At 58.8% G+C, this 24833-nt stretch carries 27 protein-coding genes; 10 read left to right on the plus strand and 17 right to left on the minus strand.

Annotated features, from left to right (window positions below):
* Window positions 1–32 precede the first annotated feature (32 nt).
* Window positions 33–791: an SDR family oxidoreductase gene (locus P3G59_RS22015; RefSeq protein ID WP_277758947.1), complete on the plus strand. Its 759-nt coding sequence runs from the start codon at window positions 33–35 to the stop codon at window positions 789–791.
* 122 nt (window positions 792–913) lie between these two features.
* On the opposite strand, the gene P3G59_RS22020 is transcribed toward P3G59_RS22015, so the two are convergent.
* Window positions 914–1351, minus strand: a complete 438-nt coding sequence (locus tag P3G59_RS22020) for a multidrug/biocide efflux PACE transporter (protein WP_277758948.1) — start codon at window positions 1349–1351, stop codon at window positions 914–916.
* Between the two features lie 89 nt (window positions 1352–1440).
* Here P3G59_RS22020 and P3G59_RS22025 point away from each other — a divergent pair, with 89 nt between their 5' ends.
* Complete coding sequence (locus tag P3G59_RS22025) at window positions 1441–2295, plus strand: LysR family transcriptional regulator (protein ID WP_277758949.1); 855 nt, start codon at window positions 1441–1443, stop codon at window positions 2293–2295.
* Window positions 2296–2696: 401 nt separating this feature from the next.
* Here P3G59_RS22025 and P3G59_RS22030 read toward each other — a convergent pair whose 3' ends face one another.
* Genes P3G59_RS22030 through P3G59_RS22040 form a run of 3 tightly spaced genes read right to left on the minus strand, consistent with a single transcriptional unit; the run spans window position 2697 to window position 4741 of the window.
* Entirely contained in the window at window positions 2697–3938 is a 1242-nt protein-coding gene (locus P3G59_RS22030) for an RNA polymerase sigma factor (protein WP_277758950.1), read from the minus strand.
* On the minus strand, window positions 3931–4275 hold the full coding sequence (locus P3G59_RS22035) for a YciI family protein (protein WP_277758951.1): 345 nt from the start codon (window positions 4273–4275) through the stop codon (window positions 3931–3933). The genes P3G59_RS22030 and P3G59_RS22035 overlap by 8 nt, the downstream gene beginning before the upstream one ends.
* A gap of 40 nt (window positions 4276–4315) precedes the next feature.
* The gene (locus tag P3G59_RS22040) at window positions 4316–4741 is read right to left on the minus strand and encodes a nuclear transport factor 2 family protein (RefSeq protein ID WP_277758952.1); all 426 of its coding nucleotides are present in this window, start codon (window positions 4739–4741) and stop codon (window positions 4316–4318) included.
* A gap of 141 nt (window positions 4742–4882) precedes the next feature.
* On the opposite strand from P3G59_RS22040, the gene P3G59_RS22045 reads away from it, so the two are divergent.
* Both P3G59_RS22045 and P3G59_RS22050 read left to right on the plus strand, forming a co-directional pair.
* Window positions 4883–5368: a GNAT family N-acetyltransferase gene (locus P3G59_RS22045; protein ID WP_277758953.1), complete on the plus strand. Its 486-nt coding sequence runs from the start codon at window positions 4883–4885 to the stop codon at window positions 5366–5368.
* A gap of 18 nt (window positions 5369–5386) precedes the next feature.
* Window positions 5387–5992, plus strand: a complete 606-nt coding sequence (locus P3G59_RS22050) for a pyridoxamine 5'-phosphate oxidase family protein (RefSeq protein ID WP_277758954.1) — start codon at window positions 5387–5389, stop codon at window positions 5990–5992.
* 136 nt (window positions 5993–6128) lie between these two features.
* Here the strand turns inward: P3G59_RS22050 and P3G59_RS22055 are convergent, their stop codons facing one another.
* The 3 genes from P3G59_RS22055 to P3G59_RS22065 all read right to left on the minus strand — a co-directional run bounded on the left by P3G59_RS22055 (window position 6129) and on the right by P3G59_RS22065 (window position 8154).
* Window positions 6129–6617 carry a GNAT family N-acetyltransferase gene (locus tag P3G59_RS22055; protein WP_277758955.1) on the minus strand — a complete coding sequence of 163 codons (489 nt, stop codon included), beginning with the start codon at window positions 6615–6617 and terminating at the stop codon, window positions 6129–6131.
* A gap of 311 nt (window positions 6618–6928) precedes the next feature.
* Window positions 6929–7423: a GyrI-like domain-containing protein gene (locus tag P3G59_RS22060; protein WP_277758956.1), complete on the minus strand. Its 495-nt coding sequence runs from the start codon at window positions 7421–7423 to the stop codon at window positions 6929–6931.
* Between the two features lie 68 nt (window positions 7424–7491).
* Window positions 7492–8154, minus strand: coding sequence for a LysE family transporter (locus P3G59_RS22065; protein ID WP_016984180.1), 663 nt, complete (start codon window positions 8152–8154; stop codon window positions 7492–7494).
* Window positions 8155–8293: 139 nt separating this feature from the next.
* Here P3G59_RS22065 and alaC point away from each other — a divergent pair, with 139 nt between their 5' ends.
* Window positions 8294–9511 carry an alanine transaminase gene (alaC, locus tag P3G59_RS22070; RefSeq protein ID WP_277758957.1) on the plus strand — a complete coding sequence of 406 codons (1218 nt, stop codon included), beginning with the start codon at window positions 8294–8296 and terminating at the stop codon, window positions 9509–9511.
* 176 nt (window positions 9512–9687) lie between these two features.
* Here alaC and P3G59_RS22075 read toward each other — a convergent pair whose 3' ends face one another.
* Both P3G59_RS22075 and P3G59_RS22080 read right to left on the minus strand, forming a co-directional pair.
* Entirely contained in the window at window positions 9688–11043 is a 1356-nt protein-coding gene (locus P3G59_RS22075; protein ID WP_034153367.1) for a GntP family permease, read from the minus strand.
* Between the two features lie 82 nt (window positions 11044–11125).
* Window positions 11126–11659: a gluconokinase gene (locus P3G59_RS22080; protein WP_250608208.1), complete on the minus strand. Its 534-nt coding sequence runs from the start codon at window positions 11657–11659 to the stop codon at window positions 11126–11128.
* A 215-nt stretch (window positions 11660–11874) separates the two neighbouring features.
* Here P3G59_RS22080 and P3G59_RS22085 point away from each other — a divergent pair, with 215 nt between their 5' ends.
* The gene (locus tag P3G59_RS22085) at window positions 11875–12906 is read left to right on the plus strand and encodes a LacI family DNA-binding transcriptional regulator (RefSeq protein ID WP_277758958.1); all 1032 of its coding nucleotides are present in this window, start codon (window positions 11875–11877) and stop codon (window positions 12904–12906) included.
* Window positions 12907–13169: 263 nt separating this feature from the next.
* Here the strand turns inward: P3G59_RS22085 and P3G59_RS22090 are convergent, their stop codons facing one another.
* Complete coding sequence (locus tag P3G59_RS22090; RefSeq protein WP_277758959.1) at window positions 13170–14042, minus strand: LysR family transcriptional regulator; 873 nt, start codon at window positions 14040–14042, stop codon at window positions 13170–13172.
* Between the two features lie 122 nt (window positions 14043–14164).
* Here P3G59_RS22090 and P3G59_RS22095 point away from each other — a divergent pair, with 122 nt between their 5' ends.
* From P3G59_RS22095 to P3G59_RS22105, 3 genes are all read left to right on the plus strand, one after another.
* A complete protein-coding gene (locus P3G59_RS22095) occupies window positions 14165–14605 on the plus strand; it encodes a PACE efflux transporter (RefSeq protein WP_038362598.1) in 441 nt (146 codons plus the stop codon).
* 125 nt (window positions 14606–14730) lie between these two features.
* Window positions 14731–16155 (plus strand): MFS transporter, encoded by a 1425-nt coding sequence (locus P3G59_RS22100; RefSeq protein WP_277758960.1) that lies wholly within the window; start codon window positions 14731–14733, stop codon window positions 16153–16155.
* 155 nt (window positions 16156–16310) lie between these two features.
* A complete protein-coding gene (locus P3G59_RS22105; RefSeq protein ID WP_277758961.1) occupies window positions 16311–16856 on the plus strand; it encodes a hypothetical protein in 546 nt (181 codons plus the stop codon).
* 127 nt (window positions 16857–16983) lie between these two features.
* On the opposite strand, the gene P3G59_RS22110 is transcribed toward P3G59_RS22105, so the two are convergent.
* From P3G59_RS22110 to P3G59_RS22130, 5 genes are all read right to left on the minus strand, one after another.
* Window positions 16984–18303, minus strand: a complete 1320-nt coding sequence (locus P3G59_RS22110) for a PAS domain-containing methyl-accepting chemotaxis protein (protein ID WP_277758962.1) — start codon at window positions 18301–18303, stop codon at window positions 16984–16986.
* A 573-nt stretch (window positions 18304–18876) separates the two neighbouring features.
* Window positions 18877–19890 carry an ABC transporter substrate-binding protein gene (locus tag P3G59_RS22115; protein WP_277758963.1) on the minus strand — a complete coding sequence of 338 codons (1014 nt, stop codon included), beginning with the start codon at window positions 19888–19890 and terminating at the stop codon, window positions 18877–18879.
* Window positions 19887–20414 carry a sigma-70 family RNA polymerase sigma factor gene (locus P3G59_RS22120; protein WP_277758964.1) on the minus strand — a complete coding sequence of 176 codons (528 nt, stop codon included), beginning with the start codon at window positions 20412–20414 and terminating at the stop codon, window positions 19887–19889. Before P3G59_RS22120 ends, P3G59_RS22115 begins: the two co-directional genes overlap by 4 nt.
* Before the next feature lie 202 nt (window positions 20415–20616).
* On the minus strand, window positions 20617–21408 hold the full coding sequence (locus P3G59_RS22125; RefSeq protein WP_277758965.1) for a PhnD/SsuA/transferrin family substrate-binding protein: 792 nt from the start codon (window positions 21406–21408) through the stop codon (window positions 20617–20619).
* 139 nt (window positions 21409–21547) lie between these two features.
* Window positions 21548–22489, minus strand: a complete 942-nt coding sequence (locus P3G59_RS22130; RefSeq protein WP_277758966.1) for a fatty acid desaturase — start codon at window positions 22487–22489, stop codon at window positions 21548–21550.
* Window positions 22490–22813: 324 nt separating this feature from the next.
* Between P3G59_RS22130 and P3G59_RS22135 the strand changes: the two genes are divergently transcribed.
* Entirely contained in the window at window positions 22814–23221 is a 408-nt protein-coding gene (locus P3G59_RS22135; RefSeq protein ID WP_277758967.1) for a GNAT family N-acetyltransferase, read from the plus strand.
* A gap of 81 nt (window positions 23222–23302) precedes the next feature.
* Here the strand turns inward: P3G59_RS22135 and def are convergent, their stop codons facing one another.
* Both def and P3G59_RS22145 read right to left on the minus strand, forming a co-directional pair.
* The gene (def, locus tag P3G59_RS22140; RefSeq protein ID WP_277758968.1) at window positions 23303–23842 is read right to left on the minus strand and encodes a peptide deformylase; all 540 of its coding nucleotides are present in this window, start codon (window positions 23840–23842) and stop codon (window positions 23303–23305) included.
* Window positions 23843–23844: 2 nt separating this feature from the next.
* Window positions 23845–24795 (minus strand): YihY/virulence factor BrkB family protein, encoded by a 951-nt coding sequence (locus P3G59_RS22145; RefSeq protein WP_103304004.1) that lies wholly within the window; start codon window positions 24793–24795, stop codon window positions 23845–23847.
* Window positions 24796–24833: the final 38 nt, after the last annotated feature.

Here is a 24833-nt window from a genome sequence, read left to right on the forward strand (position 1 = left end):
TCATCACCACTCATCGCAATCGAGGACGTCCCATGAACCGCAAAATCGCATTGATCACCGGTGCCAGTCGTGGCCTGGGCAAAAACGCCGCACTGCACCTCGCCGCTCAAGGCGTCGACATCATCGGCACTTATCACAGCCGCGCCGATGAGGCTCAGGCGCTGGTCAGCGAACTGCAAGCACTCGGCGCCAAAGCCGTGATGCTGCAACTGGACGTTGGCCGCAGCGACAGCTTTGCCGATTTCGCCACTCGGGTTGAGCAAGCCCTGACGCAAACGTTCGAACGTCAGCGTTTTGATTTCCTGATCAACAACGCCGGGGTCGGTCTGCATGTCAGTTTTGCCGAGACCAGCGTTGAGCAATTCGACATGCTGATGAACGTGCATTTCAAAGGGCCGTTCTTCCTGACTCAGCAACTGCTGCCATTGATTAACGACGGCGGCCGGATCATCAACATATCCAGCGGCCTTGCGCGTTTCACCATCCCCGGTGCCAGTGCTTATGCGGCGATGAAAGGCGCGATCGAGGTGCTGACCCGCTATCAGGCGAAAGAACTGGGCGCGCGGCAGATTGCCGTGAACACCCTGGCACCGGGTGCGATTGAAACCGATTTTGGTGGCGGCACCGTTCGCGACAATGCCGCGGTGAATGCGATGGTCGCCGACAACACCGCGCTCGGGCGCGCTGGGCAGCGGGATGACATTGGCGGGGCATTGGCGTTGTTGCTGTCGCCGGATGCGCAGTGGATCAATGGCCAGCGGGTTGAGGCCTCCGGCGGTATGTTCCTCTAATCCCCGTTGAAAACACTTACCCCCTGTAGGAGCTGCCGCAGGCTGCGATCTTTTGATCTTGATTTTTAACGGCAAGATCAAAAGATCGCAGCCTGCGGCAGCTCCTACACGGGGATCAGGGGTTAACCCCCACAGACGCGGCGGGTCATGAAGCGTTCGCGCAGTACGTCGTAACCCCAGTGATACACATAGGTGTACGGCAGAAAGAACAGCAATACGCCGATGTCGAGCAAAAACGCCTGCCACAGGCTGACCGACAGCCACCAGGCAATCAGCGGCACGCCCATCACGATCAAGCCCCCTTCGAACAGCAGCGCATGCACCACACGCACCCAGGCGTTGTGCGCCACGTTCAGCCGTTCCAGCAGACGATCGAAAAAGCGGTTGAACAGCACGTTCCAACCTAGCGCCAACAGGGCGATCAACACAGTCACCGCGCCCATTTCAAGCATCGGTTTTTGCATGATCCACGCCAGCAACGGCGTGCAGATCAGGATGGCCAGCAGTTCGAAACCAATGGCCTGGAAAATACGTTCAGAGAGGGATTTGTGGGCAGTCATGGCCTGACTCCTTGAGTGAAGATGGTTGCCATGATCCATCCCCAAACCGATACTTCATAATCAATTACCATCGATCAAGGCGATAGTTGATGATCTCTCAGGAAGTGCTGTTGGCGTTTGTCCAGGCGGCCACGCAAGGTTCGTTTTCGGCGGCGGCGCGCAAACTCGGGCGCAGTCAGTCGACGATCAGTGCGGCAGTGGCCAGCCTTGAGATCGATCTGGACCTGGTGTTGTTCGATCGCAGCAGCCGCAAACCGACGCTGACCCCGGCCGGCCACCTGATGTTGCAGCGAGCCGAGGCGATTCTCGCGGCCAACAGTCAGTTGGAGATGACGGCGCGGCAGTTGTCCCAAGGCGTCGAGCCGAAGCTGACCGTGGCGATTTCCGATACTTACCAGTCGGCGCGTTTCGAAGCAGCGTTGGTCGGGTTTGAGCAGCGTTATCCGGATCTGGAACTGGAATGCTTGATTGCCGAGTGCGATGACTTGATCGAACTGGTCCAGCGCGGTCGGGCGCATCTGGCCTTTGCCGAAATGCAGGACACATATCCGCCGGATCTGGTGACCTCGACCGTCGCCGAACGCACCGATATCGCGCTGTTCGTCAGCCCTGACCACCCGCTGACGATGTTGGAAAATGTTGATCAAGCCATCCTGGAACAGCATCGCGAGCTGCGTCTGGCGACGATCGTCAATCCCTACGACAGTCGCGCGAAGGGCCGGGTTTGGTCGGCGCCGAGTTATCTGATGCTGATGGAAATGGCTGAAATGGGCTTCGGCTGGGCGCCGCTGCCGCGTTGGTTGGTGGGCCGTTTCGGTAATGGCACGCTCGTGGAATTAAAGGTGCGCGGCTGGCCGAAACCGGTGTTTGTCGATGCCTTGTGGTCGCGGCTGTATCCGCCGGGGCCGGCGGGGAGTTGGTTGTTGAGCAAGATGCTGGAATAGCGGCTGAAGATCGCCCCCCCCCTCACCCCAGCCCTCTCCCGGAGGGAGAGGGGGCCGACCGAGGTGTCTTGCGTTGTACATCGACCTGAGAGACCGAGTCGATTATGTATTCATTGCGGCCTTAACCCTCGACCAGATTGGGTCGATTCCGGATTCAAAGCCGATCGTTCAAGTCGGTGAACCTCTCCAATATCCCCCAATCAGTCAGCTTTCCCGGAGGGAGAGGGGCCGACCGAGGTGTCTTGCGTTGTACATAGACCTGAGAGACCGAGTCGATTATGGATTCATTGCGGCCTTAACCCTCGACCAGATTGGGTCGGTTCCGGATTCAAAGCCGATCGTTCAAGTCGGTGAACCTCTCCAATATCCCCCAATCAGTCCCCTCTCCCCCTGGGAGAGGGCTAGGGTGAGGGCAATTCCAGCGCCATGAGCCGCCCTTCAATAAACCGCCGCTCCGGCTCTTGTCGGGTCAGCTCCAGCGCGCGCAAATACGCCGCCCTCGCCTCCTCCACCCGTCCTAACTGCCGACAAAACTCCGCCCGCGCCGAATGCGCCAAGTGGTAATCCTGTAACTCGCCGCGCGCCAAAATCCCTTCAATCAAATTCAATCCGTTCAGCGCCCCATCACGCTTGGCCACCGCCACCGCCCGGTTCAACTCGATCACCGGCGAAGGCACCGCGCGCAACAGCACGTCATACAAGCCAACGATCTGCTCCCAATCGGTTTCTGCCGCTGACGGCGCCTCGGCATGCACCGCCGCAATCGCTGCCTGCAAACAGTACGGTCCAAACCGCCGCGTAGTCAGCGCACGCTCGACCAGCGCGCAACCTTCAGCAATCAATCCGGCATCCCAGCGTGAGCGATCCTGATCATCCAGCAGCACCAGTTCACCACTCGGCGAAGTGCGCGCCAACCGTCGCGATTCATGCAGCAGCATCATCGCCAACAGCCCCATCACTTCCGGCTCCGGCAGCAACTCCATCAACAACCGCCCCAATCTGATCGCCTCACGCGTCAAATCCTCACGGGTCACCTCGGCCCCGCCCGACGCCGAATAGCCTTCGTTGAACACCAGATAAATCACCCGCAACACGCTGTCGAGGCGTTCGGGCAATTCGCTCAGGCTCGGTACTTGATAAGGGATTTTCGCGTCGCGGATCTTGGCTTTCGCCCGCACGATGCGCTGGGCAATCGCCGCTGGCGCGGCGAGAAAGGCGCGGGCGATTTCCTCGGTGGTCAGGTCGCAGACTTCGCGCAAGGTCAGCGGCACCTGCGCATCCGCCGCCAGCGCCGGGTGACAACAGGTGAAGATCAGCCGCAGACGATCGTCTTCCACGTCCTCGCCACTCCAGTCAGCCTGCTCCAGTTCTTCCAGTTGCGCCAACAACAATGGCTGCGAAGCCTTGAACCGCGCGCGTCGGCGCAATACGTCAATGGCCTTAAAGCGTCCGGTGGAGACCAGCCAGGTGCGCGGGTTGTCCGGTACGCCGTCGCGCTGCCAGCGCTCGACCGCGACGAAGAACGCCTCGTGCAAGGCTTCTTCGGCGAGGTCGAAATCGCCGAGCAGGCGAATCAGCGTCGCCAGAATCCGCCGCGAGTCTTCGCGATAGACCTGCTCGACCCGCGCCCGGACTTCAGACATTCAACTGCCGCACCGGGCGCACTTCAACGCTGCCAACCCGCGCCGCCGGAATGTTGCCGGCGACCTGGAGCGCTTCGTTGAGGTCCTTGGCGTCGATCAGGTAGAAGCCGGCCAATTGCTCCTTGGTTTCGGCGAACGGGCCATCGGTGATCGACAACTTGCCGTTGCGCATGCGCACCGTGGTGGCAGTCTGCACCGACTCCAGCGCTTCGGCAGCGACCATCCGCCCACTGCCCTCGATCGACTCTGCGTAGGCCCAGCATTCAGCGTCTTGCGGGCTGTCGGGCGATGAATGCAGCAGGCGCTCATCGCTGTAAACCAGGCATAAATACTTCATGGCGTTCTCCTGAATCGGACGGTTCAACTATGGCTGAAGATCAGGGGGTCACATCGAACAGCGTCGCGCCGCTCATCGGATCGAACGGCGCCGACCAGTGTTCGTGGGCGATTTTCCATGCTCCGCCAATCTGCCGATAGCAGGCGGTGACGCGCATCCAGCAGCTCTGGGTTTCGCCCTTGTCGTTGGTGCCGCCGCAGTTGGCCACCCAGTGGGCGAAGGCGATGTTGTCGGCGCTTTCGATGGCGATTTCGTGGAACTCGAAAATGTGCGGGCCGGGGCACATTTCCATGCACGCCACCCAGTGCGCGCGGTAGGCGGGCTTGCCCTTGAATTGCAGGGCCTTGATCGCGTCGAAGGAGACGATGTCGTCGGCATACAGCGCCATGACTTTCTCCACGTCCTTGGCCATCACGGCTTCGCGGTAGGTGTTGATCAGGGTCTGGATTTCACTGGCTGCGCTCATGGTGTTCTCCGTGGTTTTTGTTGTGAAGACACCCTTAGTCGTTCGGCGATTTGGCAGATCGACAGATCCAAACAAAAAAATTCTACAGAAGACAAAATCGCTAGAATCCGCGACTTACTTTGTAGGAAAAAGGAAATTCCCGTGTCAGCCCAACTCGTGCCGTACGACAGCCTGAACGCCTTGCAGCGTCAGCAAGTCGAAGCGATTGAAATCCATGCCGAGCAGATCAAGTTTTCCGGCGATATCCACGGGGCCTTGCACACCCTGCTGTCGAAACCCGGCCCGGGCGTGAAGGGCTTTGCGCTGCTGGCGGATGACGTGCCGGTGGCGTTTCTTCTGCTCAAACGCCCACCCGTCTTGCCGGCCTGGGCTGATGAGCACAGCGCAACATTGCATGCGTTGCAGGTCGATCACCGCGCGCAGGGCAAGGGTTACGGCAAGGCCTGCCTGCAAGCGTTGCCCGAAGTCGCGCGTCAGGCCTGGCCGGAAATCAAAGGACTGGAATTGTCGGTGGACGCAGACAACGACGCGGCGATCGCGCTCTACGCCAAGCACGGCTACGTCGACAGCGGCGAAGCGTACAAGGGCCGGATCGGTTACGAACGGCGCATGGGGCTGTTTTTCTAAATCATCGAGGGGAACACGATGATCGATTCAATCGAAGCACTGGAAGCTATTTACGGATTGCCCCACGAACGTGCGGTGCGCAAGCAGATCGGCTTTCTCAACGAGGATTATCAGGCGATGGTGCGCGTCTCGCCGCTGGTGATCGTCAGCTCGGTGGGGGCTGATGGCCTCGACAATTCGCCGCGCGGGGATGCACCGGGGTTTGTGCGGATCATCGATGAGCGCACGCTGGCCCTGCCGGATCGCCCGGGCAATAACCGCATCGATACCTTGCGCAATGTGCTGCAGGATTCGCGGGTGTCGCTGTTGTTCATCATCCCGGGGATTGGCGAGACCTTGCGGGTCAATGGCACCGCGACGATCAGCGCTGAGCCTGAGCTGCTGGAAAGCTTTGCGGTGAATGGCAAACCGGCGAAAACGGTGTTGCTGGTGACGGTGGAAGCGGCGTTCTTTCATTGCTCGAAAGCCTTCGTCCGCTCGGATGCGTGGAATCCTGAAACGCATCTGCCGCGCTCGGCCCTGCCCTCTGCCGGTGCCTTCCACAAACGTCTGAACGATGGCGAGTTCGACGCCGAAACCTACGACCGGGAAGCGCCGAAAAGAGTAAACGACACCCTTTACTAAACGCGGATTTTCAAACGCCACAACACCCTGTGGGAGCGAGCCTGCTCGCGAAAGCGTCATATCAGTCAACAAATTGGTTGGCTGACACGGCCTCTTCGCGAGCAGGCTCGCTCCCACAGTTTTGATCAGTGCTGGGTTAGAGAGTGAGGATCATCTCGTGCCACGCCATGCCGCCGTGGTCAGACTCCGACGGTTTAATGTAGGCAAACCCAAACCCGGCATACAACGGGATGTGCTGTTCTTTGCACATCAAATGAATCGTCGCTTTATCCATCCCGCGCATACGCTCGATGAACTCGCCCATCAAACGCTTGGCCAACCCCTGCCCCTGATAATCCGGGTGCACCACCACCGACATGATCACCACGTTCGGTCCCTTCGGGTCGTGGCCGATCAGTTCCTTGAACGCCTCGTCCGACATCTGCACATCAAACGCCGCGCCGGAATTGACGAAGCCTGCGACGACGCCATCCACTTCAGCCACCACGAAGCCTTCCGGCCAAGTGGCGATGCGCGTGGCGATCTTCTCGCGGGTAGCCGCTTCGTCGCCTTCATAGGCAACGGTTTCGATGGCGTAGCAGCGGTCCAGGTCGGCGGCGGTGACGTTGCGAATGACGGTGTTCATGGCGGCTCGGAAATCAGCAGGAGAAAGTGCCGAAAGCATAAAGGAATAAGGCCTGCATATCGATGCGTACAGGCGGCGTAAAGCTTGCGTATAAGCGCTTTTCTTCGTGCAGGCGGCGGGCTATTTCTGCGGTGTATCTCAAACTACCCTTGGGGGAAACCGCTTATGAGCAGCGTTGAAATCGGTCTGTTGATGGTGTTGGGCATCAGTACTTTCGGCTTCATTACGCTGGCGATCGACGTGCTGCGCACGCGGCGTAAACAGCGTTGAAAACATAAGACGGATCATTGATCCGCCTTATGTTTGTCGGCTCAGGCCTTGGTATCGACCGGCACGCAGATTTCCAGTTTGCCGGTGTGCAGCTTCGGATTGAAATCGGCGCTGTAGCGCTCCAGCTCCGGGGCGTTGAGCTCCACGTAGTGAGAGGTCGGCAGCCAGGTTTTGTAGATGTACTGCAGGGTTTGCGGCAATTGTTCGAGCGGTCCCTTGTGCTCGAATACGGCGTATTGCCGGGGCAGCACTTCCACCCACTGGTAGACCTTCTGGTCGAGGTCATCGAGTTTGCTGATTTCCACCCCGGCGATGTAATCGAAGCCACCCTTGCCATCGAAATTGCTGCAGACACCGTAGGTCACTTCGTTCTTTTGCCCCGGGATATTTCCCAGGTGCGGCAAGAACTTTTCCCACAGCGCCGGAATGTCTTTTGCTGTGTCTTGGGTAAATCGACCGCGGAAACCTGCAATCAGCAGGAAGTGTCCATGTTCGAAGCGAGGTTCAGCCACTTCGACGCGTTTTTGCTCATCCATGACTCGACTCCTGGAACAAAAAAGGGGGTTCGGCTGGGAGTATAGAAAGCCGCATCCAAATCGCACGTTTACAACGCGTGCAACTGCTCGACGGCGCCCGAACCCACAAATTCGTTGTAACCAGATACGATCACGTACACCGCGAAATAGCAGAAGATCGCTGCAGATGCCATGTAGGAATAGCGCAACAGCTTGTCGCCCAGCAGCTTGCCGCCATGGCTCGCGGCGAAGCACAAACCGGCCGACCACAGCAGCCCGGCGCAGAGGAAACCACCAAGGAACAGCGCCGAACTCACCGGCCCGCCGCCACCGGAACGGGCGATCAACGTACCGCCAACAGCGGCGAACCAAAGGATTGCGCTCGGCGAGGACATCGCGAGAAAGATCCCGCGGAAGAACTCCTTGCGATGGGAGTTCTGCCCCACTTCAGCCGTCGCCGCCAGTTGCGCTTCGTGATGGATCGCCGAATAAATCATTTTCGCCGCAAAGTAGATCAGCAGCGCTGAACCGCCGATCCACAGCACCCAGCGCACGCTTTCGTATTGCAGCAGAACCGTCATCCCTGCCAGCGCCAGCACCGCATAAATCAGGTCGCCGACACAGGTGCCGAGGCCCAGCGCGAAGCCCTGAAAGTAACCGCGCTGCATCGCCAATGTGATCATGGCGATGTTGGCCACGCCGATATCCAGGCACAGCGAAAGGCTCAGCAAGAAGCCGCTGGTGAATTCCATCTACCGATTTCCTTGGGAAAAAATTGTTTACGCACAGGCTGGACAGTCTGCCATCACTGCCCTTATCTTCGCCAACAGGTCACCGCAGTGACCAGCGTCGCTCGGACGGTTCCGGGCGCTTACGTTATCCGAGGCAACAATGGCTGAACAAGGTTCGCCGCGCCGCTTTACGCGCATAGATCGACTCCCCCCTTACGTTTTCAACATCACCGCCGAGCTGAAGATGGCCGCCAGGCGTCGTGGTGAAGACATCATCGACTTGAGCATGGGCAACCCCGACGGCGCCACGCCGCCGCACATTGTCGAAAAACTCGTACAAGTTGCCCAACGCGAAGACACCCACGGTTACTCCACGTCCAAGGGCATCCCGCGCCTGCGTCGGGCGATTTCCAACTGGTACAAGGATCGCTACGCGGTCGACATCGACCCGGAAAGCGAAGCCATTGTCACCATCGGCTCCAAGGAAGGCCTGGCGCATTTGATGCTGGCGACCCTCGATCAGGGCGACACCGTATTGGTGCCAAACCCCAGCTACCCGATTCACATCTACGGTGCGGTGATTGCCGGCGCCCAGGTGCGTTCGGTGCCGCTGGTGCCGGGCGTGGACTTCTTCGATGAGCTGGAACGGGCGATTCGTGGCTCGATTCCGAAGCCGAAAATGATGATCCTCGGTTTCCCGTCGAACCCGACCGCACAGTGCGTGGAACTGGATTTCTTCGAACGGGTGATCGCCCTCGCCAAGCAATACGACGTGCTGGTGATTCACGATCTGGCTTACGCCGACATCGTCTACGACGGCTGGAAAGCCCCGTCGATCATGCAGGTGCCGGGCGCCAAGGACATCGCGGTGGAGTTTTTCACCCTGTCCAAGAGCTACAACATGGCCGGCTGGCGCATCGGTTTCATGGTCGGTAACCCGGAACTGGTCAACGCCCTGGCGCGGATCAAGAGCTACCACGACTACGGCACCTTCACCCCGCTGCAAGTCGCGGCAATTGCCGCACTGGAAGGTGATCAACAATGCGTGCGCGACATCGCCGAGCAGTATCGCCAGCGTCGCAATGTGTTGGTCAAAGGCCTGCATGAACTGGGCTGGATGGTCGAGAACCCGAAGGCGTCGATGTATGTCTGGGCGAAGATTCCCGAGGCGTACGCGCATCTGGGTTCGCTGGAATTCGCCAAGAAACTGCTGGCCGAAGCCAAGGTCTGCGTCTCGCCGGGGGTTGGTTTTGGTGAGTATGGCGATGATCACGTGCGCTTTGCGCTGATCGAAAACCAGGACCGGATTCGACAGGCCGTACGCGGGATTCGCGGGATGTTTCGGGCGGATGGCCTGGCCCCGAAATCCGCCGGTTAACGCATGATCGTTCCCACGCTCTGCGTGGGAATGCAGCCCGGGACGCTCCGCGTCCCAAAGCGGACGCAGAGCGTCCATTGAGGCATTCCCACGCAGAGCGTGGGAACGATCACCCACAAAAAAACCGCATCGCTGCGGTTTTTTTGTGTCTGCGCTTTCCTTAAACGAAGAAGCGCTTAAACGAACAGCGACAACAACAGGATAAAGCCCAACGCAACCACCGAGAGGATGGTTTCCATCGCCGTCCAGGTCTTGAACGTCTCGGCCACGGTCATGTTGAAGTACTGCTTCACCAGCCAGAAACCGGCGTCGTTCACGTGCGACAGAATCAACGAACCCGCACCGGTGGCGAGCACCAGCAGCTCACGGTTGACGCCCGGAATCATCCCCACCACCGGCACCACAATGCCCGCGCCAGTGATAGTCGCGACCGTTGCCGAACCGGTCGCGATACGAATCACCGCAGCCACCAGCCACGCCAGCAGGATCGGCGAGATCTGTGCACTGACCGCCATGTGGCCAATCACGTCGCCCACACCGCTGGTGACCAGCATCTGCTTGAAGCCACCGCCGGCACCGATGATCAGGATGATCGCCGCGGTTGGCGCCAGGCTCGCATCCAGCCACTTGAGCATCTGTTGCGAACCGATGCCTTGCTTGTGCCCGAAGGTGTACAGCGACAACAGCAACGCCAGCAGCAGTGCGGAGATCGGGTGACCGATCATGTCCATCCACGTGCGGAAGAAATGACCGTCCGGCAGCGCCACGTCAGCGAAGGTTTTCAGCAGCATCAGGAACACCGGCAGCAGCACGGTGATCAGGGTGATGGTGAAGCTCGGCAATTTCGCCGAATCATCGTTTTCGCGGGCCAGTTGATCGACCAGTTCCTGATTCGGGTGACCCGGAATGTGCTTGGCGATGAACGTACCGAAGATCGGACCGGCAATGATCGCGGTCGGCAGCGCAACGATCAGACCGTAGAGAATGGTCTTGCCGATGTCAGCGCCGAACACGCCGATGGCCAGCAGCGGGCCCGGGTGCGGTGGCACCAGACCGTGCACGGCGGACAGGCCGGCGAGCAGCGGGATACCGATCTTGATGATCGACACGCCGGTGCGGCGCGCGACGATGAACACCAGCGGAATCAGCAATACGAAGCCGATTTCGAAGAACAGCGGAATGCCCACCAGGAACGCGGCAAACATCATCGCCCACTGGACTTTGTCTTTACCGAATGCGCGGATCAGGGTCTGGGCGATCTGATCCGCCCCACCCGATTCGGCCATCATTTTGCCGAGCATGGTGCCCAGCGCGAGGATGATGCCGACGAAACCGAGCACGCCGCCGAAGCCGTCCTGGAACGCCTTGATGATGGTGCCGATCGGCATGCCGGAAGTCAGACCAAGGAACGCCGCAGCGATGGTCAGGGAAATAAATGGGTGAATCTTGAATTTGGTGATCAGGATAATCAGGCCGATTACCGTGACCACTGCATCGAGCAGCAGGTAGGCGTCGTGGGACATGCCAAACATTGGGGGTGTCTCCTGGATTGTTGTTGTTATTAAAGCGGGTTAAACAGAAGTCGGGGCGACAGCGCTATCTCTTTCAACACACTCATACCGCCTGTTTCAGACCGTGGGCCTGCCACCAGACGTGAGCCTGGGACGCCAGTTCTTCAACGCTGTGGATCGAGGCGTTCAGCGCCAACGTCAACGGTTCGCCCTTGGGCGATTCGAGGGTGGCGAACTGGCTTTCGATCAACGTGGCCGGCATGAAGTGGCCCGGACGATGGGAGACACGTTCAGCGGCGACTTCAGGGGTCAATTCAAGAAACACGAAACCCAGGCCCGGCAAGGCGCTGCGCAACACTTCGCGATAACTGTGTTTAAGGGCCGAGCAGGTCAGCACCGGGCGTTCGCCCAGCGCGTCGACGCGACGCAGTTCATCGCACAGGCTGTCGAGCCAGCCGGCACGGTCGTCGTCGTTCAGGGGGATCCCCGCGCTCATCTTTTCGATGTTCGCGGCCGGATGGAAAGTATCGCCTTCAATGGCAGTGGCGCCGCTCAATTGGCACAGGGCCTCGCTGACGCACGTCTTGCCGCAACCGGCAACGCCCATGATGACCAGGGCGGTGATGGGATGACTCATATAACACCTCAGCGCGCAGACAGCGCTACCTTTGCTAGCTATGACTCTAGTGCACAGGCAGAAGTTGCCGACGCCTTCTTGTCGTTTTTTTGGGTTGCAGCAGGTTTGCGCCCAACGCCAAAAAGCGAAGATCAGGCAGGACCTCGCTTACGCATTTACAGCTGCATCAGGACAGCGCTACCTTAGTGCCTTGATTTTTGTTTGGCAAGCCGTCGATGACCACCCCTAAAAACGATAAAAATACCCGCACCACCGGCCGTCCCACCCTCAATGAAGTTGCCCGCCTGGCCGGTGTCAGCCCGATTACCGCTTCTCGCGCCTTGCGTGGGGTCAGCACCGTCGCCACCGAACTGGTGGAAAAAGTGCAGAAAGCCGCCAGTGAACTCAACTATGTGGTCAACCCTGCCGCCCGCGCCCTGGCCTCGGCGCAGAGCCATTCGGTGGTGGTTTTGGTGCCCTCGTTATCCAACCTCCTGTTCATCGATACGCTGGAAGCCATCCATCGGGTGTTGACGCCCAAAGGCTTCGAAGTGTTGATCGGCAACTTCCACTACTCGCGCGATGAAGAAGAAAACCTGCTGCGCAACTACATGGCCTATCAGCCGCGCGGTTTCTTGTTGACCGGGTTTGACCGCACCGAAAGTTCGCGGCGGATGATCGAGGCCAGCAATATTCCCTGCGTGTACATGATGGAACTGGACAGTGCTGCCGGAGTGAATTGCGTTGGGTTCTCACAGCTCAGTGCTGGCGAGACGGCGGCTGAGCATTTGCTCTCTCGTGGGCGCCAACGTCTGGCTTACATTGGCGCGCAACTCGATCAGCGTACGTTGCTGCGCGGTGAGGGTTTTCGCAAAGCGTTGCAAAAGGCCGGGCGTTATGACCCGGATCTGGAAGTGCTGACGCCACGTGCTTCGTCGGTGGGGCTGGGCGGCGAGTTGTTCCTGCAATTGCTGGCGGCGCATCCGGATGTTGATGCGATCTTCTTTGGTAACGACGACCTGGCGCAGGGTGCGTTGCTGGAAGCATTGCGCAACGGCATCAAGATTCCCGAACAAGTGGCGATTCTCGGCTTCAACGACTTGCCGATGTCCGAGCACATGGTGCCGCGCCTGAGCAGCATCAACACCCCGCGTGAGGCGATTGGCCGGCGGGCGGCAGAGCAGATGCTGACGTTGATGGCCGGCAACAGCGTGGCGCGCCCGGTTGAAGACATGGGCTTTGAACTGAAGATCCGTGAAAGCACTTAACGGTGTCGCGATCCCCTGTAGGAGCTGCCGAAGGCTCTGGCCGCGATCGGACGATCTTTTGATTTTGCTCTTAAAAACAAGATCAAAAGATCGCAGCCTTCGGCAGCTCCTACAGTTTTATGGGGTGCTCACAAATGCTGAGTTGAAACACAATCCCTGTGGGAGCGAGCTTGCTCGCGAAAGCGGTGGTTCAGATAAACCTGTGTCGTCTGGCACACCGCTTTCGCGAGCAAGCTCGCTCCCACATTGGATCTCCACTGTTTCTAGTGACCGAGCAGGTCGACCAAGGCCAGCGCGCCCTTTTGTAAGGGCTGGCTCTTGAGCCACACCGCATGCACCGGCATCACCAGACCGTTTTCGATGTTGCGAAAATTCAGGCGTTTCAGCCTTCCGTTGTCCAAACGTGCCTGCACCACCGACAGCGGAAAATTGCCCCAACCCAATCCCGCCTCAACCATTTCCATCGCCGTCTCAAGACTGTCGGTGCGCCAATACGACTCCGCCACCAACGGCCGCGTTTCACTGATCGGCAAATCGCGACTGGCGACGATGATCTGCCGCACATGCACCAGGTCCTCGAGAAACACATCCTGCCCCTGCAACAACGGACTGTCCGCCGCCAGCGTGGCGATCATCCGTTCGTTGCCGACAAACTGAAAGCGCTCCAGCACATTCACGCTCAACCCGGCGAACGCCAGACACAGGCTGACGCGGCCGCTGTGCAGCATCGCCAGCACGTCATCTTGCGGCGCGGTCAGCACTTCGATATCCAGCAGCGGATGACGCTCGGCGATCACCTTGATCGCCGCCAGCAAACGACCTCGGTCGATGTCCGCGACCACACCAATCGATAACTTGCTTTCCAGCCCCAGCGACAACTCCACCGCGTGCACTTGCAATTGCTTGAGCTGCTCGGCGATCAATCGCGCATGCGGAACCAGCGACAACGCCATTGCCGTTGGTTGCGGTTCGCGATGGCTGCGGTCGAACAACGCATAACCCAGTTCCGCCTCAAGGTTGCCGATGGCCATGCTCACTGCCGAAGGGACCTTGCCCAACGCCCGCGCCGCCGCCGAAAACGAGCCGCGTTCGATCACGGCGAGAAACAGTTCGATGCTGTCGCTGTTGAAATTCAATCGATCTACCTGTCAAAAAAACTGAAAGCTACTTACTTTTTCTGTCAGCCGTATTGAAGCTATCTTTCGCCGCCTCCGCCAGCCCCCTTGGCCATCGAATCTCAAGCAAGAGGCAAATCTGCATGCAAGGCGTCAAACGCAAACTGGTCTATGTGTCGCTCTATGAAGTGATCGGCATGACTTTCTCCGCCCTCGGCCTGGCGTTGTTGTCCGGCACCTCCCCGGGTAGCACCGGGCCGCTCGCGGTGATCATCACCACCATCGCGGTGACCTGGAACTTCATTTACACCTCGCTGTTCGAGCACTGGGAGAGTCGGCAAATTTCGCGCACTCGCACAGTTAAACGACGTATCGCCCACGCCGTCGGCTTTCAACTGACGCTGATCGTGTTCCTGATTCCGTTGATCGCCTGGTGGATGAACATCAGTCTGGTGCAGGCATTTCTGCTGGATCTGGCGCTGATCATTTTCATCCCGTGCTACACATTCGCGTTCAACTGGTTGTTCGACCGGATCTTCGGTTTGCCAGCCTCGGCGCTACCGGATTCGGCGGCAGCGGCATAAATCGTTAATTCGTAAACAGATATTGCAAGAAATCAGCGGTTTACCCGAGTAATCCGCTGATCTTCACAATCCATAGACTCCGATAGCAGGCTAAGCTTTTCCATCAATAAAAAATGGACCCGCCCATGACTGCTCACACCCCCGCCGCCGCGCAAAGCGACGGTATCGACCCGGTACGCGCCGCCGAGATTTCCGCCCGCATCGACCGTCTCCCCGCCGTCGCGACGATTTGGCGGCTGGTGGCGCTGCTGTCGATCGGTGGTTTTTTCGAACTCTACGACCTGTTCCAGACCGCCTACATCAGCCCCGGCCTGATCCGCGACGGCATCTTCGCCACCGGCAATCAAGGCGTGTTCGGCTTCTCCGATCAGGCGGCGTTTGCCTCGGCGACGTTCCTCGGTCTGTTCCTCGGTGCCAGCCTGCTCAGCCCGTTGGCTGATCGCTTTGGTCGTCGCGCGATCTTCACCTTCGCGCTGGTCTGGTACACGGTGGCGACGGTGCTGATGGGCATTCAGAGTTCGGCGTTGGGGATCATCTGCATGCGCTTTCTGGTGGGTATCGGTCTGGGCATCGAGCTGGTAACCATCGACGCCTACCTCTCGGAACTGGTGCCCAAACGCATGCGCAGCTCGGCGTTTGCCTTCGCGTTTTTCGTGCAGTTCCTGTCGGTACCGGCGGTGGCGTTGATGTCGTGGTGGCTAGTGCCGCAGGCGCCGTTCGGCATCAGTGGCTGGCGCTGGGTGGTATTGGCCAGTGCGGTGTTTGCGCTGTTTATCTGGTGGCTGCGCAAGCGTCTGCCGGAATCGCCGCGCTGGCTGGCTCAGCATGGTCGCTTTGATGAGGCCAACCGGATTCTCGATGGCATCGAAGCACGATGCGAGAAAGATCACGGCCAACCGCTGGACGCCCCCGAAGCCGTTCCGGTCGACGTCGAAGGCAAGGGCCGTTTCGCCGACATCTGGCAGCCGCCCTACCGCCGCCGCGCGTTGATGCTGATCGTTTTCCACATCTTCCAGGCCATCGGTTTCTTCGGTTTTGGCAACTGGTTGCCAGCGCTGCTGTCCGGTCAGGGCGTCAGCGTCACCCACAGTTTGATGTACGCCTTCATCATCACCCTCGCCTACCCGCTCGGGCCGTTGCTGTTCGTCAAGTTCGCCAACCGTTTCGAGAACAAATGGCAGATCGTCGGTTCGGCCCTCGGCGCCATGACCTTCGGCACCTTGTTCGCTCTGCAGACCAGCGCATTCGGCCTGATCTTCTGCGGGGTGATGATCACCTTCTGCAACGCCTGGCTGAGCTTCAGTTATCACTCGTACCAGAGCGAACTGTTCCCGACCAACATCCGCGCCCGCGCCGTCGGCTTCTGCTATTCGTTCAGTCGTTTGTCGACGGTGTTCAGCAGTCTGTTGATCGGCCTGTTTCTCGACCACTTCGGCACGCCCGGGGTGTTGGCGTTTATCGTCAGCAGCATGCTGATCGTGATGTTGACCATCGGCTGGTTCGGCCCGCGCACACGCAATCTGGCCCTGGAGAACATTGCCCATCGCTGACGGGCGCAACGGTCATCCTCTGCCGCTTATCGGCAAGGGATGACCGCTGGAAAACCTTTATGGCTGTCTAACGCCTTGAAATAACAGCGATCAGCTGACAGGCACGGTAATTGCTCCGATTCAGCAGTCAGCAATTACCTACAGGTCCAATCATCATGTTGGTCAGTGCCAAACAACAGCCAATCATTCACCTGCCCAAAGCGCTGAATGACGATGCCACCACCACGGCCGCCGCCGGTCTGCAGGGTGGTCTGCACGGCGCCATGCTGCAAACCCTGCAAAACCAGACCCAGGCGCAAACCGCCGAAGCCACCGCCAAAGTGCAGGACTCGGCCACGCAGATCGCCACCCAGCAAGTCAGTGAAGCCACGCGCATCAGCGACAACGTCGATGAGGCGTTTGCCAAGACCCGCGTGGGCCTGCAATCGACCGACGCCACCACGGCCTCGGCAAAATCCGCCACCGACGAATTCAAGGATTACATGAGCAAGACGCCTGAACAGCGTCTGCGCGACAGTATCCTGCAGTCGATGGGGCTGACCGAAGACGACATCAAAGCCATGCCGCCGGAGAAACAACTGGCCATCGGCAAAGAAATCGCCGAGCGCTTGCAGGACAAGATGAAATTGGCACAGGCCGAGAAAGACAACGATGTGAAGGACAGTGACAAGCAGGCGGGCAAGTTTCTCGCTGCGCTCTGAGAGTCCTGAATTCCTGGCCTCCGCACGGTATCCCTGTAGGAGCTGCCGAAGGCTGCGATCTTTTGATCTTGCTTCTAAAAGATCGCAGCCTCGTTCCACTCGACAGCTCCTACAGGTCACTGTGGAGTCAGTTCAGTTGCAGGGTCTCATTGAACTGGCTGATCGCATCCACCACATGCCGGGAGCCCTGCTGAATCTCCAGAATCACCTCCCCCGCTTCATTCGCCAGTTCCACCCCAAGTCCGGTACGGCTCAGGCTTGATTGCATGCTCGACACCGCGCTCAGCGACAGGTCGTGGTTCTTGCGCACCACCTCGACAATCTCCAAAGTCGCCTGACTGGTTCGCGCCGCGAGGCTGCGCACTTCATCCGCCACCACTGCAAACCCCCGCCCGTGTTCACCGGCGCGCGCTGCTTCAATCGCAGCATTGAGTGCCAGCAGGTTGGTCTGGTCGGCAATCCCGCGAATGGTCTGGACGATGGTGCCGATGATGTCCGATTGTTTGCTCACCGCATCGATGCTGGCGGCGGCTTCGTTGAGGTCGCGGGAAATGTCCTGAATGATCTGCACGGTTTGCTGCACGACCTGCGAGCCCTTTTGCGCACAGGCGTCGTTTTGCACCGAGGTGCTGTGGGCCGACTCCGCGGCGTTCTGCAACGTGGTCATCTGATAGGTGATATCACTGGCGAACTTGACCACTTTGTACAAGCGACCCTTGGCGTCGAACAGCGGGTTGTACGACGCTTCGAGGTAAACCATTTGCCCCGACTTGTTCTTGCGCTCGAAACGGTGCGAGTGATATTCGCCACGATTGAGCGAGGCCCAGAAGGCCTTGTACTGCGCAGACTCGGCTTCGGCACGGTGGCAGAACAGGCTGTGATGATGGCCGACGATTTCGTTGAGCGAGTACTGCATGGTCTTGAGGAAGTTGTCGTTGGCGGCAATGACGTTGCCTTCCGGGGTGAATTCGATCACCGCCATGGAACGGCTGATCGCTGCCAACATGCTTTCTTCTTCATGTTCTTTATGCACCCGAGCGGTGATGTCGGCAGCCACTTTGATCACACTTCTGACTTGCTTGTCCGGCCCATACACCGGCATGTAACTGGCTTCGAGCCAGACTTCCCTGCCGGCCTTGTTCAGGCGCAGAAACGTGCCGCTGATCGGCTCACCGCGAGCCAGGTCGCGCCACAACTTCGCGTATTCCTCGCTACGGTAAAAGGCCTCTTCACAAAACACCCGATGATGTTTGCCGCGCACTTCATCGGCGCTGTAGCCCATGGTCTTGCAGAAGTTATCGTTGGCATCGAGAACGATGCCGTCAGGGCTGAACTCGATCATTGCCATGGAACGGCTGATCGCAGCCAACTTGGCGTTGGCCTCGGTCAGGGCGCAGCTGAAGCGCTCGATTTCCTGCAGGTCAGCCTTGTGATGTAGGTTGAACATGGTTGTATCACCTTCCGCGCGGACTTTTGATTTGATGAAAGTTCAGTTCTTTCAAGATCCACCACTACGTTCCACAGAACAGGCACACGCATTCCTCCACGGGAGGAAGTTGTCAGGTGATAAATGATGATCAATCGGAGAGTCCATGCAGCGACGCTCTAATCAAGACATCCTTCTCTTGATAGCCCGCACGCGGGCCAGCCCTAACGTGTTGAAGAACTTCCATTTAAGTGACGCTCCTTGTTGGTTCAGTGTCGGTGCCTCGGGTTGCGCACTCTGGCAGCATGAATTCACGGACCAACCCTGCGTTTCATCCATGTTTTGACATGACGGTCGACATAGTTAGTTACGGGAAGCATAGCCAGCGGCAGGCCTTGCGCAAGGCCACTAGTCGGCCAGTATCTGGCACTTTTTGCACAAGAAACGGTTCAGCGCGGGGCGTTGTATCGGGGGATGGCCATCGCGAGCAGGCTCACTCCTGCATTTGACCTGCGATGTTCACACGATCAAATGCAGGAGTGAGCCTGCTCGCGATAGCAATAGTCGTCGCACTACCAAAACATCAGGAAAAATCTACAAACCTGCACTCACCTTGGCCGCCACCTCCCCCGGCACCCAAGGCTTCCAGACCTGCGGCTGATCACGCAAAAACGCCTCTGCCACCAACCTCGGCTGCAAACGTTTTTCACTCATGCCAGCCAATGTCTGGTTCAACAGATCAATCGGCAGATCGACCTTTTCAAAGAACGTCACCAGCTCCGGATACTGCGCCTTGAACGGCGCTGATACGCCAATGGCCAGGCTCGCCGGCATCGAGCGGGTGCCCCTAGGGTTCGGGTTGTTGGCATCGGCCAGGGTCTTCCAGGCTTCGGCATCGAACGGCGGCTCATCCAGTTTGACCAGTTTGAATCGGCCAAGCAGCGGCGTCGGTGACCAGTAGTAGAACAACACCGGTTTACCGCGTTTGATCGACGACGCCACCTCGGCATCCAGCGCGGCGCCGGAACCGGTGCGGAAGTTGACGAAGCTGTCATTTAGCGCATAAGCCTTGAGCTTCTGACTGTTGACGATCTCCGAGGTCCAGCCGGTCGGACTATTGAGGAAACGCCCGCGCGACGGGTCTTCCGGGTCGCGGAACACGTCTTTGTAGCGCGGCAGGTCCGCCACTGATTTCAACTCCGGCGCCAACGCTTTGATCCCGCGCTCAGGGTCGCCCTTGATCACATACTCCGGCACCCACCAGCCTTCGGTAGCGCCTTTGACCGTGTCGCCCAAACCAAACACCTTGCCTTCGGCGGCCGCCTTGACCCACGCCGGACTGCGCCCGGCCCACTCTTCGCCGATCACCTGAATATCGTTTTTCGCCAGCGCCGCCTCTAGGCTGACCGTGCTGCCCGGCAGTGTATCGGTTGGGTAGCCATAGCCTTTCTCAACGATCAGGCGCAGCACTTCGGTGATGAAACTGCCGCTCTCCCAGGTGATGTCGCCGAAGTGGATCGGCGCGGTTTTCTCCGTAGCCGAAACAGCGCCAACGCTCAGGCTCAGAGCCAGCAACGATGTGCCGAGCAGGGTTTTGATCGATCTCATGCAGACCTCTTGTTTTCCAGAAATTGGTTGGCGCTGTGGCGATCGCACAGCGCTTGGGAACGGCTCATGTACACGCTGACCGAACGCTGGGAGATGCCCAGTTCACTGGCGATCTGCGGGTAGGTGAGGCCGTCGATGCGGGCGAGCAGAAACGTCGCGCGGACTTTGCCGGGCAAGCGCTGCAAGCTGTGATCGATGCGGTTGAGGGTTTGCGACAGCGTTACGAGGTCTTCAGGCGAAATGGCGTAATCGACATCGATGTGCTGGCGATGGTGACGCTCCAGATCACCGCGTCGCCAGCGCTGATAAAGCAGGCGTTGGGCAATGGTCGTCAGCAAGGCGCGGGGTTCGCGGATGGCTCTCAGCGCTGGGGCTTCGAGCAATTGAGCGAAGGTTTCGGCGGCGATGTCTTCGCTGCTGGCCGCGTCATGCAGATGACGGCGCAGATAAGCACAGAGCCAGCGATAGTGGGCGCGAAACAAGTCGTCCACGGTTTTGCGATGGGAAATTTCGGCGCCGGACATAGGGGCTCCTTGATGAGGGGTCGCTGAATGTCCGGTGTTCCGGTGGCGCGATCGTAGCAAGGCGCCTTATGCATTAATAATATTTAAATCTTATTCTTATATTTCTTTTTGGAATTTAAGATCAAAAGATCGCAGCCTTCGGCAGCTCCTACAGGTTGAATGCATTGCCCCCAATGTAGGAGCTGCCGAAGGCTGCGATCTTTTAGCGCAAGCGGCTGTAGCCGATTTCTTCAGCCTCACGCTGATAATCGAGCAGGATCTGATAATCGCTCTCGCTGGCCGCAAGCACCTCAGGCAATCCCAAGGTCTGCACCACATCAGGGAGTTCACCCAACGCCTGATTCATCACCTGGCGCAATGTCTCAACCTGCTCATCCGAAGCACTGGCGACCGTAATGAACGGCAGGGTCGGACTGAACGCGCTGCGCGCGACCACCCGCAAGGCGCAGACTTCTTCAGGTACATGCCGGGCGAGGTAGGCGTAGGTGACGCTATCGATAGCGGCCAGATCAGCAAGGTTTTCGCGCAACCAACGCAGGCTCTCGCGATGGCCGCCGCTGATGCCGACCGAAGCGAAGAACTGCCCGTTTTGCTGCAACGGCGCCAGACGCTGACGCAGCAGGTTCATGCCACTGTTGGAGTCTTCGCTGTTGATCACCCCACGACTGTTGTGAAAGTCCGCCAGCGTTTTGCGTGAGTCATCAGCGCGGCCGAGAATCAGGCTGCAATGGTTGCCGGCGCTGGCATCGGGGAGTTCGTAGCGTGGACGGCCGACGATCCGCACCTGGCCGCGCAAGGCGGTCATCAACGGGTAGCCGCAAGTTTGTGTGAGCAGTAGATCGGGGGAAAGCCAGAGTTCGGGCAGTGACAGGCCTTCTGCACTCAGGCGACTGTGGCCAAGTTGCTCAAGAATGCGCGCAATCCAGCGCTCATTGGCGGCGCGGATCGGCTCGGGGGCGACGTACATCAGGAGTTCGGTGTGGTGTCGGGTCATACATTTCCCCCCGGGCTACACATATCCAATGTAGGAGTGAGCCTGCTCGCGATGGCGGTGTATCAATGACATCTTCGCTGCCTGACACACCGCTATCGCGAGCAGGCTCACTCCTACAGGGTATTTTTGTGTTCTTGGGTTAATGATAAGGATGCTCGGGACTGTCGATCGGCTTGAAGCCGTTGCGCCGCCAGAACTCGCCATACCCTTGCACCAGAAACCCGCCACTGCGCGCGATCCATTGCTCGCGATGCATCCGGTAAACCGTCGGCAAGTCGTACCACGAAAGCTTCGGCAAGTCGTGATGCACCAGATGGAAATTCAGATTGAGAAACAACCAGCGCCATGGCCAACCGGCCTCATTGAGCACCGTGCGTTGTTCCGGTTGCGCGTGCGGGCGATGTTCGTAGTAGGAGCGAATCATCGCGATCGACAGCGCCGGCACGCTGATCAGCAGCAGGTAATGCCAGACCGGCAGCACGCTGACACGGGCGACAAACCACAGCATCAATAATGTAAACGCACCATGAGTCAACCACATCAGCCAGGCCTGGCGCTCGCCGTTTTTAAGCCGCAGCAACTCTTCTTTGGCCAACGCTATCAGCGCCAGCGGGGCGCCAATCAGGAAGCGGCCGAGCACGGTTTTGTTCAACCAATGCAAGCTGCGCTCGAACAGGGAACGGCCCTGCCAGCCAACGCGGGTCAGATAGCGGCTTTCCGGATCGACGCCGGGCACGGTGAGATCCTCATCACGGTGATGCAGCAAATGGCTGTCGCGATACAGCGTGTACGGATACCACACTGCGAATGGCGCATAGCCGAGGATTTTGTTGAGCACGTTCCAGCGCGTCGGGTGCCCGTGCAGCAACTCGTGCTGCACCGACAGCCACAACACCAGCAGCGGGATCAGTAACAGCGTGCTCAAGGCACGGCCCAGCCAATCACTATTGAGAACAATGGCAAACCAGGCGCCGTAGACGCCGATCAGCAACAGCCAGGTCGGCCATTCCGTGCGGGCGGTAAAGCGTTGGCGCAGGGTTTCGATCTGCTGACGATGGGCGGCGTCGAAGTAATGGGACATGGCATTGCTCGGAACGGGATTCTTCCCCTTCTGTGCAACGACGACGCGCAATCTTGCAGATTATTTCCAGGTAAAGGCAGGAGCCCGAGAACCGGGCTCCGGAGAGGCCTGATCAGTGACCGAAGATGTCGACCTTTTTGGCTTTCTTCTCTGCGCGCTTTTCAATCGCGGTCTTGGCCGGTTTCTTCTTCGCGGCTTTCTTTGAATCCATACCTTTGGACATGATGGGTACTCCACTCACAGGGATGTAGGCTCAGGTATACACCTATCCTGTTGCGCGCGTTCTTTTATAATCGCCGCTTTCAGCGCCGACAGTCCGATCCCATGCCCGACACCCAATACAGCCTGCTCGACGAGTCGTTATGGCCGTTGATGAACAAGTTTTACCGCAGCCACCAGTCCTCGATGAAAGCGGTTCGCGATGCGCAATTGTGGGTCGCGCGGCGGGGCGAGATTGTGGGCGCGTTGTGCTTGCGGCCAGTGTCCGGCGGGCAATGGTTGACCGGGCTGTTTGTTGATCCCGGGTGTCGTGAACAGGGCGTTGCCGCGCAGCTGATCGCGGCGGCGGTGCAGGATGTGAGTGAGCCGGTGTGGCTGTTCTGCCATCCGGATTTGCGCGAGTTTTATGAGCGGCGCGGGTTCACGTTCGACCCGGCACTGCCCCAGGCGATGGCCGAGCGGTTGAGCCGGTATGCGCGGAGCAAGCCGATGATTGCGATGGGGCTTGTTTAAAGATCAAAAGATCGCAGCCTTCGGCAGCTCCTACATCGATCCCTGTAGGAGCTGCCGAAGGCTGCGATCTCCTGATTTTGATCAATCGTCGGCGCTTGGATCAAGATCCGGAAACATCACTTCGGTAAAACCGAACTTGCTGAAGTCGGTGATGCGCGACGGGTACAACCGGCCGATCAGGTGATCGCATTCGTGCTGCACAACCCGTGCGTGGAAACCCGCAGCGATGCGCACAATCGGTTCACCCTTCGGATCAAACCCTTCGTAGCGAATCTGCTGATAACGATCCACCGCACCGCGTAAACCCGGCACCGACAGACAGCCTTCAAAGCCCTCTTCCGTCAGCGGACTCAACGGTGTGATCAGCGGGTTGATCAGGATCGTCTGCGGCACCGCTTCAGCGTCCGGGTAACGTTCGCTGTGTTCGAAACCAAAGATCACCAATTGCAGATCGACACCAATCTGCGGCGCAGCCAGGCCGACACCACCGACACTTTCCATGGTCTGGAACATATCGTCGATCAATTGCCACAGCTCAGGGCTGTCGAACATTTCGGCCGGCACGGGCGGGGCGATGCGCAGCAGGCGCTCGTCGCCCATTTTCAGAATTTCACGAATCATGATCAGACTTCGTCAGTGTCCGGCTTGAGCGAATGATCGCGGCCCAGGCCCGAGACGTGTTGTTTGGGATGTTCATCGAGTTCGCCGGGGACTTTCTCGCCCTCGTCTTTGCCTTCGCTGGACATATGCTCGATCACCGCGTTCATCTCGGCGCCGAGCAACAGCACTGCGGCGGAAATGTAGAAGTACAGCAACAGCACGATGATCGCCCCGATGCTGCCATACATTGCGTTGTAGTTGGCGAAGGTTTTCACGTAGAACGCGAAACCCAACGAAGCGATGATCCACACCACCACCGCCAATACCGAGCCGGGTGTGATGAAGCGGAATTCCTGTTTGACGTCCGGCATCACGTAGTAAATCAGTGCCACGGCCACCATCATCAGGATCACGATCACCGGCCAGCGCGCGATGGTCCATACGGTGACGATGACCTCCTCCAGCCCGACCTGCGCGGCGATCCAGCCCATCACCTGCGGCCCGAGCACCATCAATGCGGCAGCCACCAGCAGCATGCCGGCAATGCCGACGGTGTAGAAAATCGACAATGGGAAACGCTTCCAGACCGGTCGCCCTTCGACCACGTCGTACGCCGCGTTCATCGCACTCATCATCAAGCGCACACCGGCGGATGCGGTATACAGGGCAATGACAATACCGACCGAGAGCAAGCCACCCTTGGACTGCTGCAACTGATCGATCACCGGGTTGACCTGCTCCAGCGCCTGTGGCGGCAGGACCAGTTCCGATTGCAGGCGCAGCCAGGAGAAAAAGTCCGGCAGGTGCAGGAAACCGATCAGGGCGATCAGAAACAGAATGAACGGGAACAGCGAGAACAGCATCTGGTAGGCCAGTGCCGAGGCGTAGGTCGACATCTCGTCGTCGACGAATTCAGTGACCGTGCGCACCATCACCCGGTGCAGGGGCAGACCTTTCATGTCCGGGAAAATCATTCGCGTCTCCTTTCGCCGCAATACAGGTTGAAGTCGTG

Source organism: Pseudomonas sp. A34-9 (assembly GCF_029543085.1).
In the GTDB taxonomy this organism is placed as follows: Bacteria; Pseudomonadota; Gammaproteobacteria; order Pseudomonadales; family Pseudomonadaceae; genus Aquipseudomonas.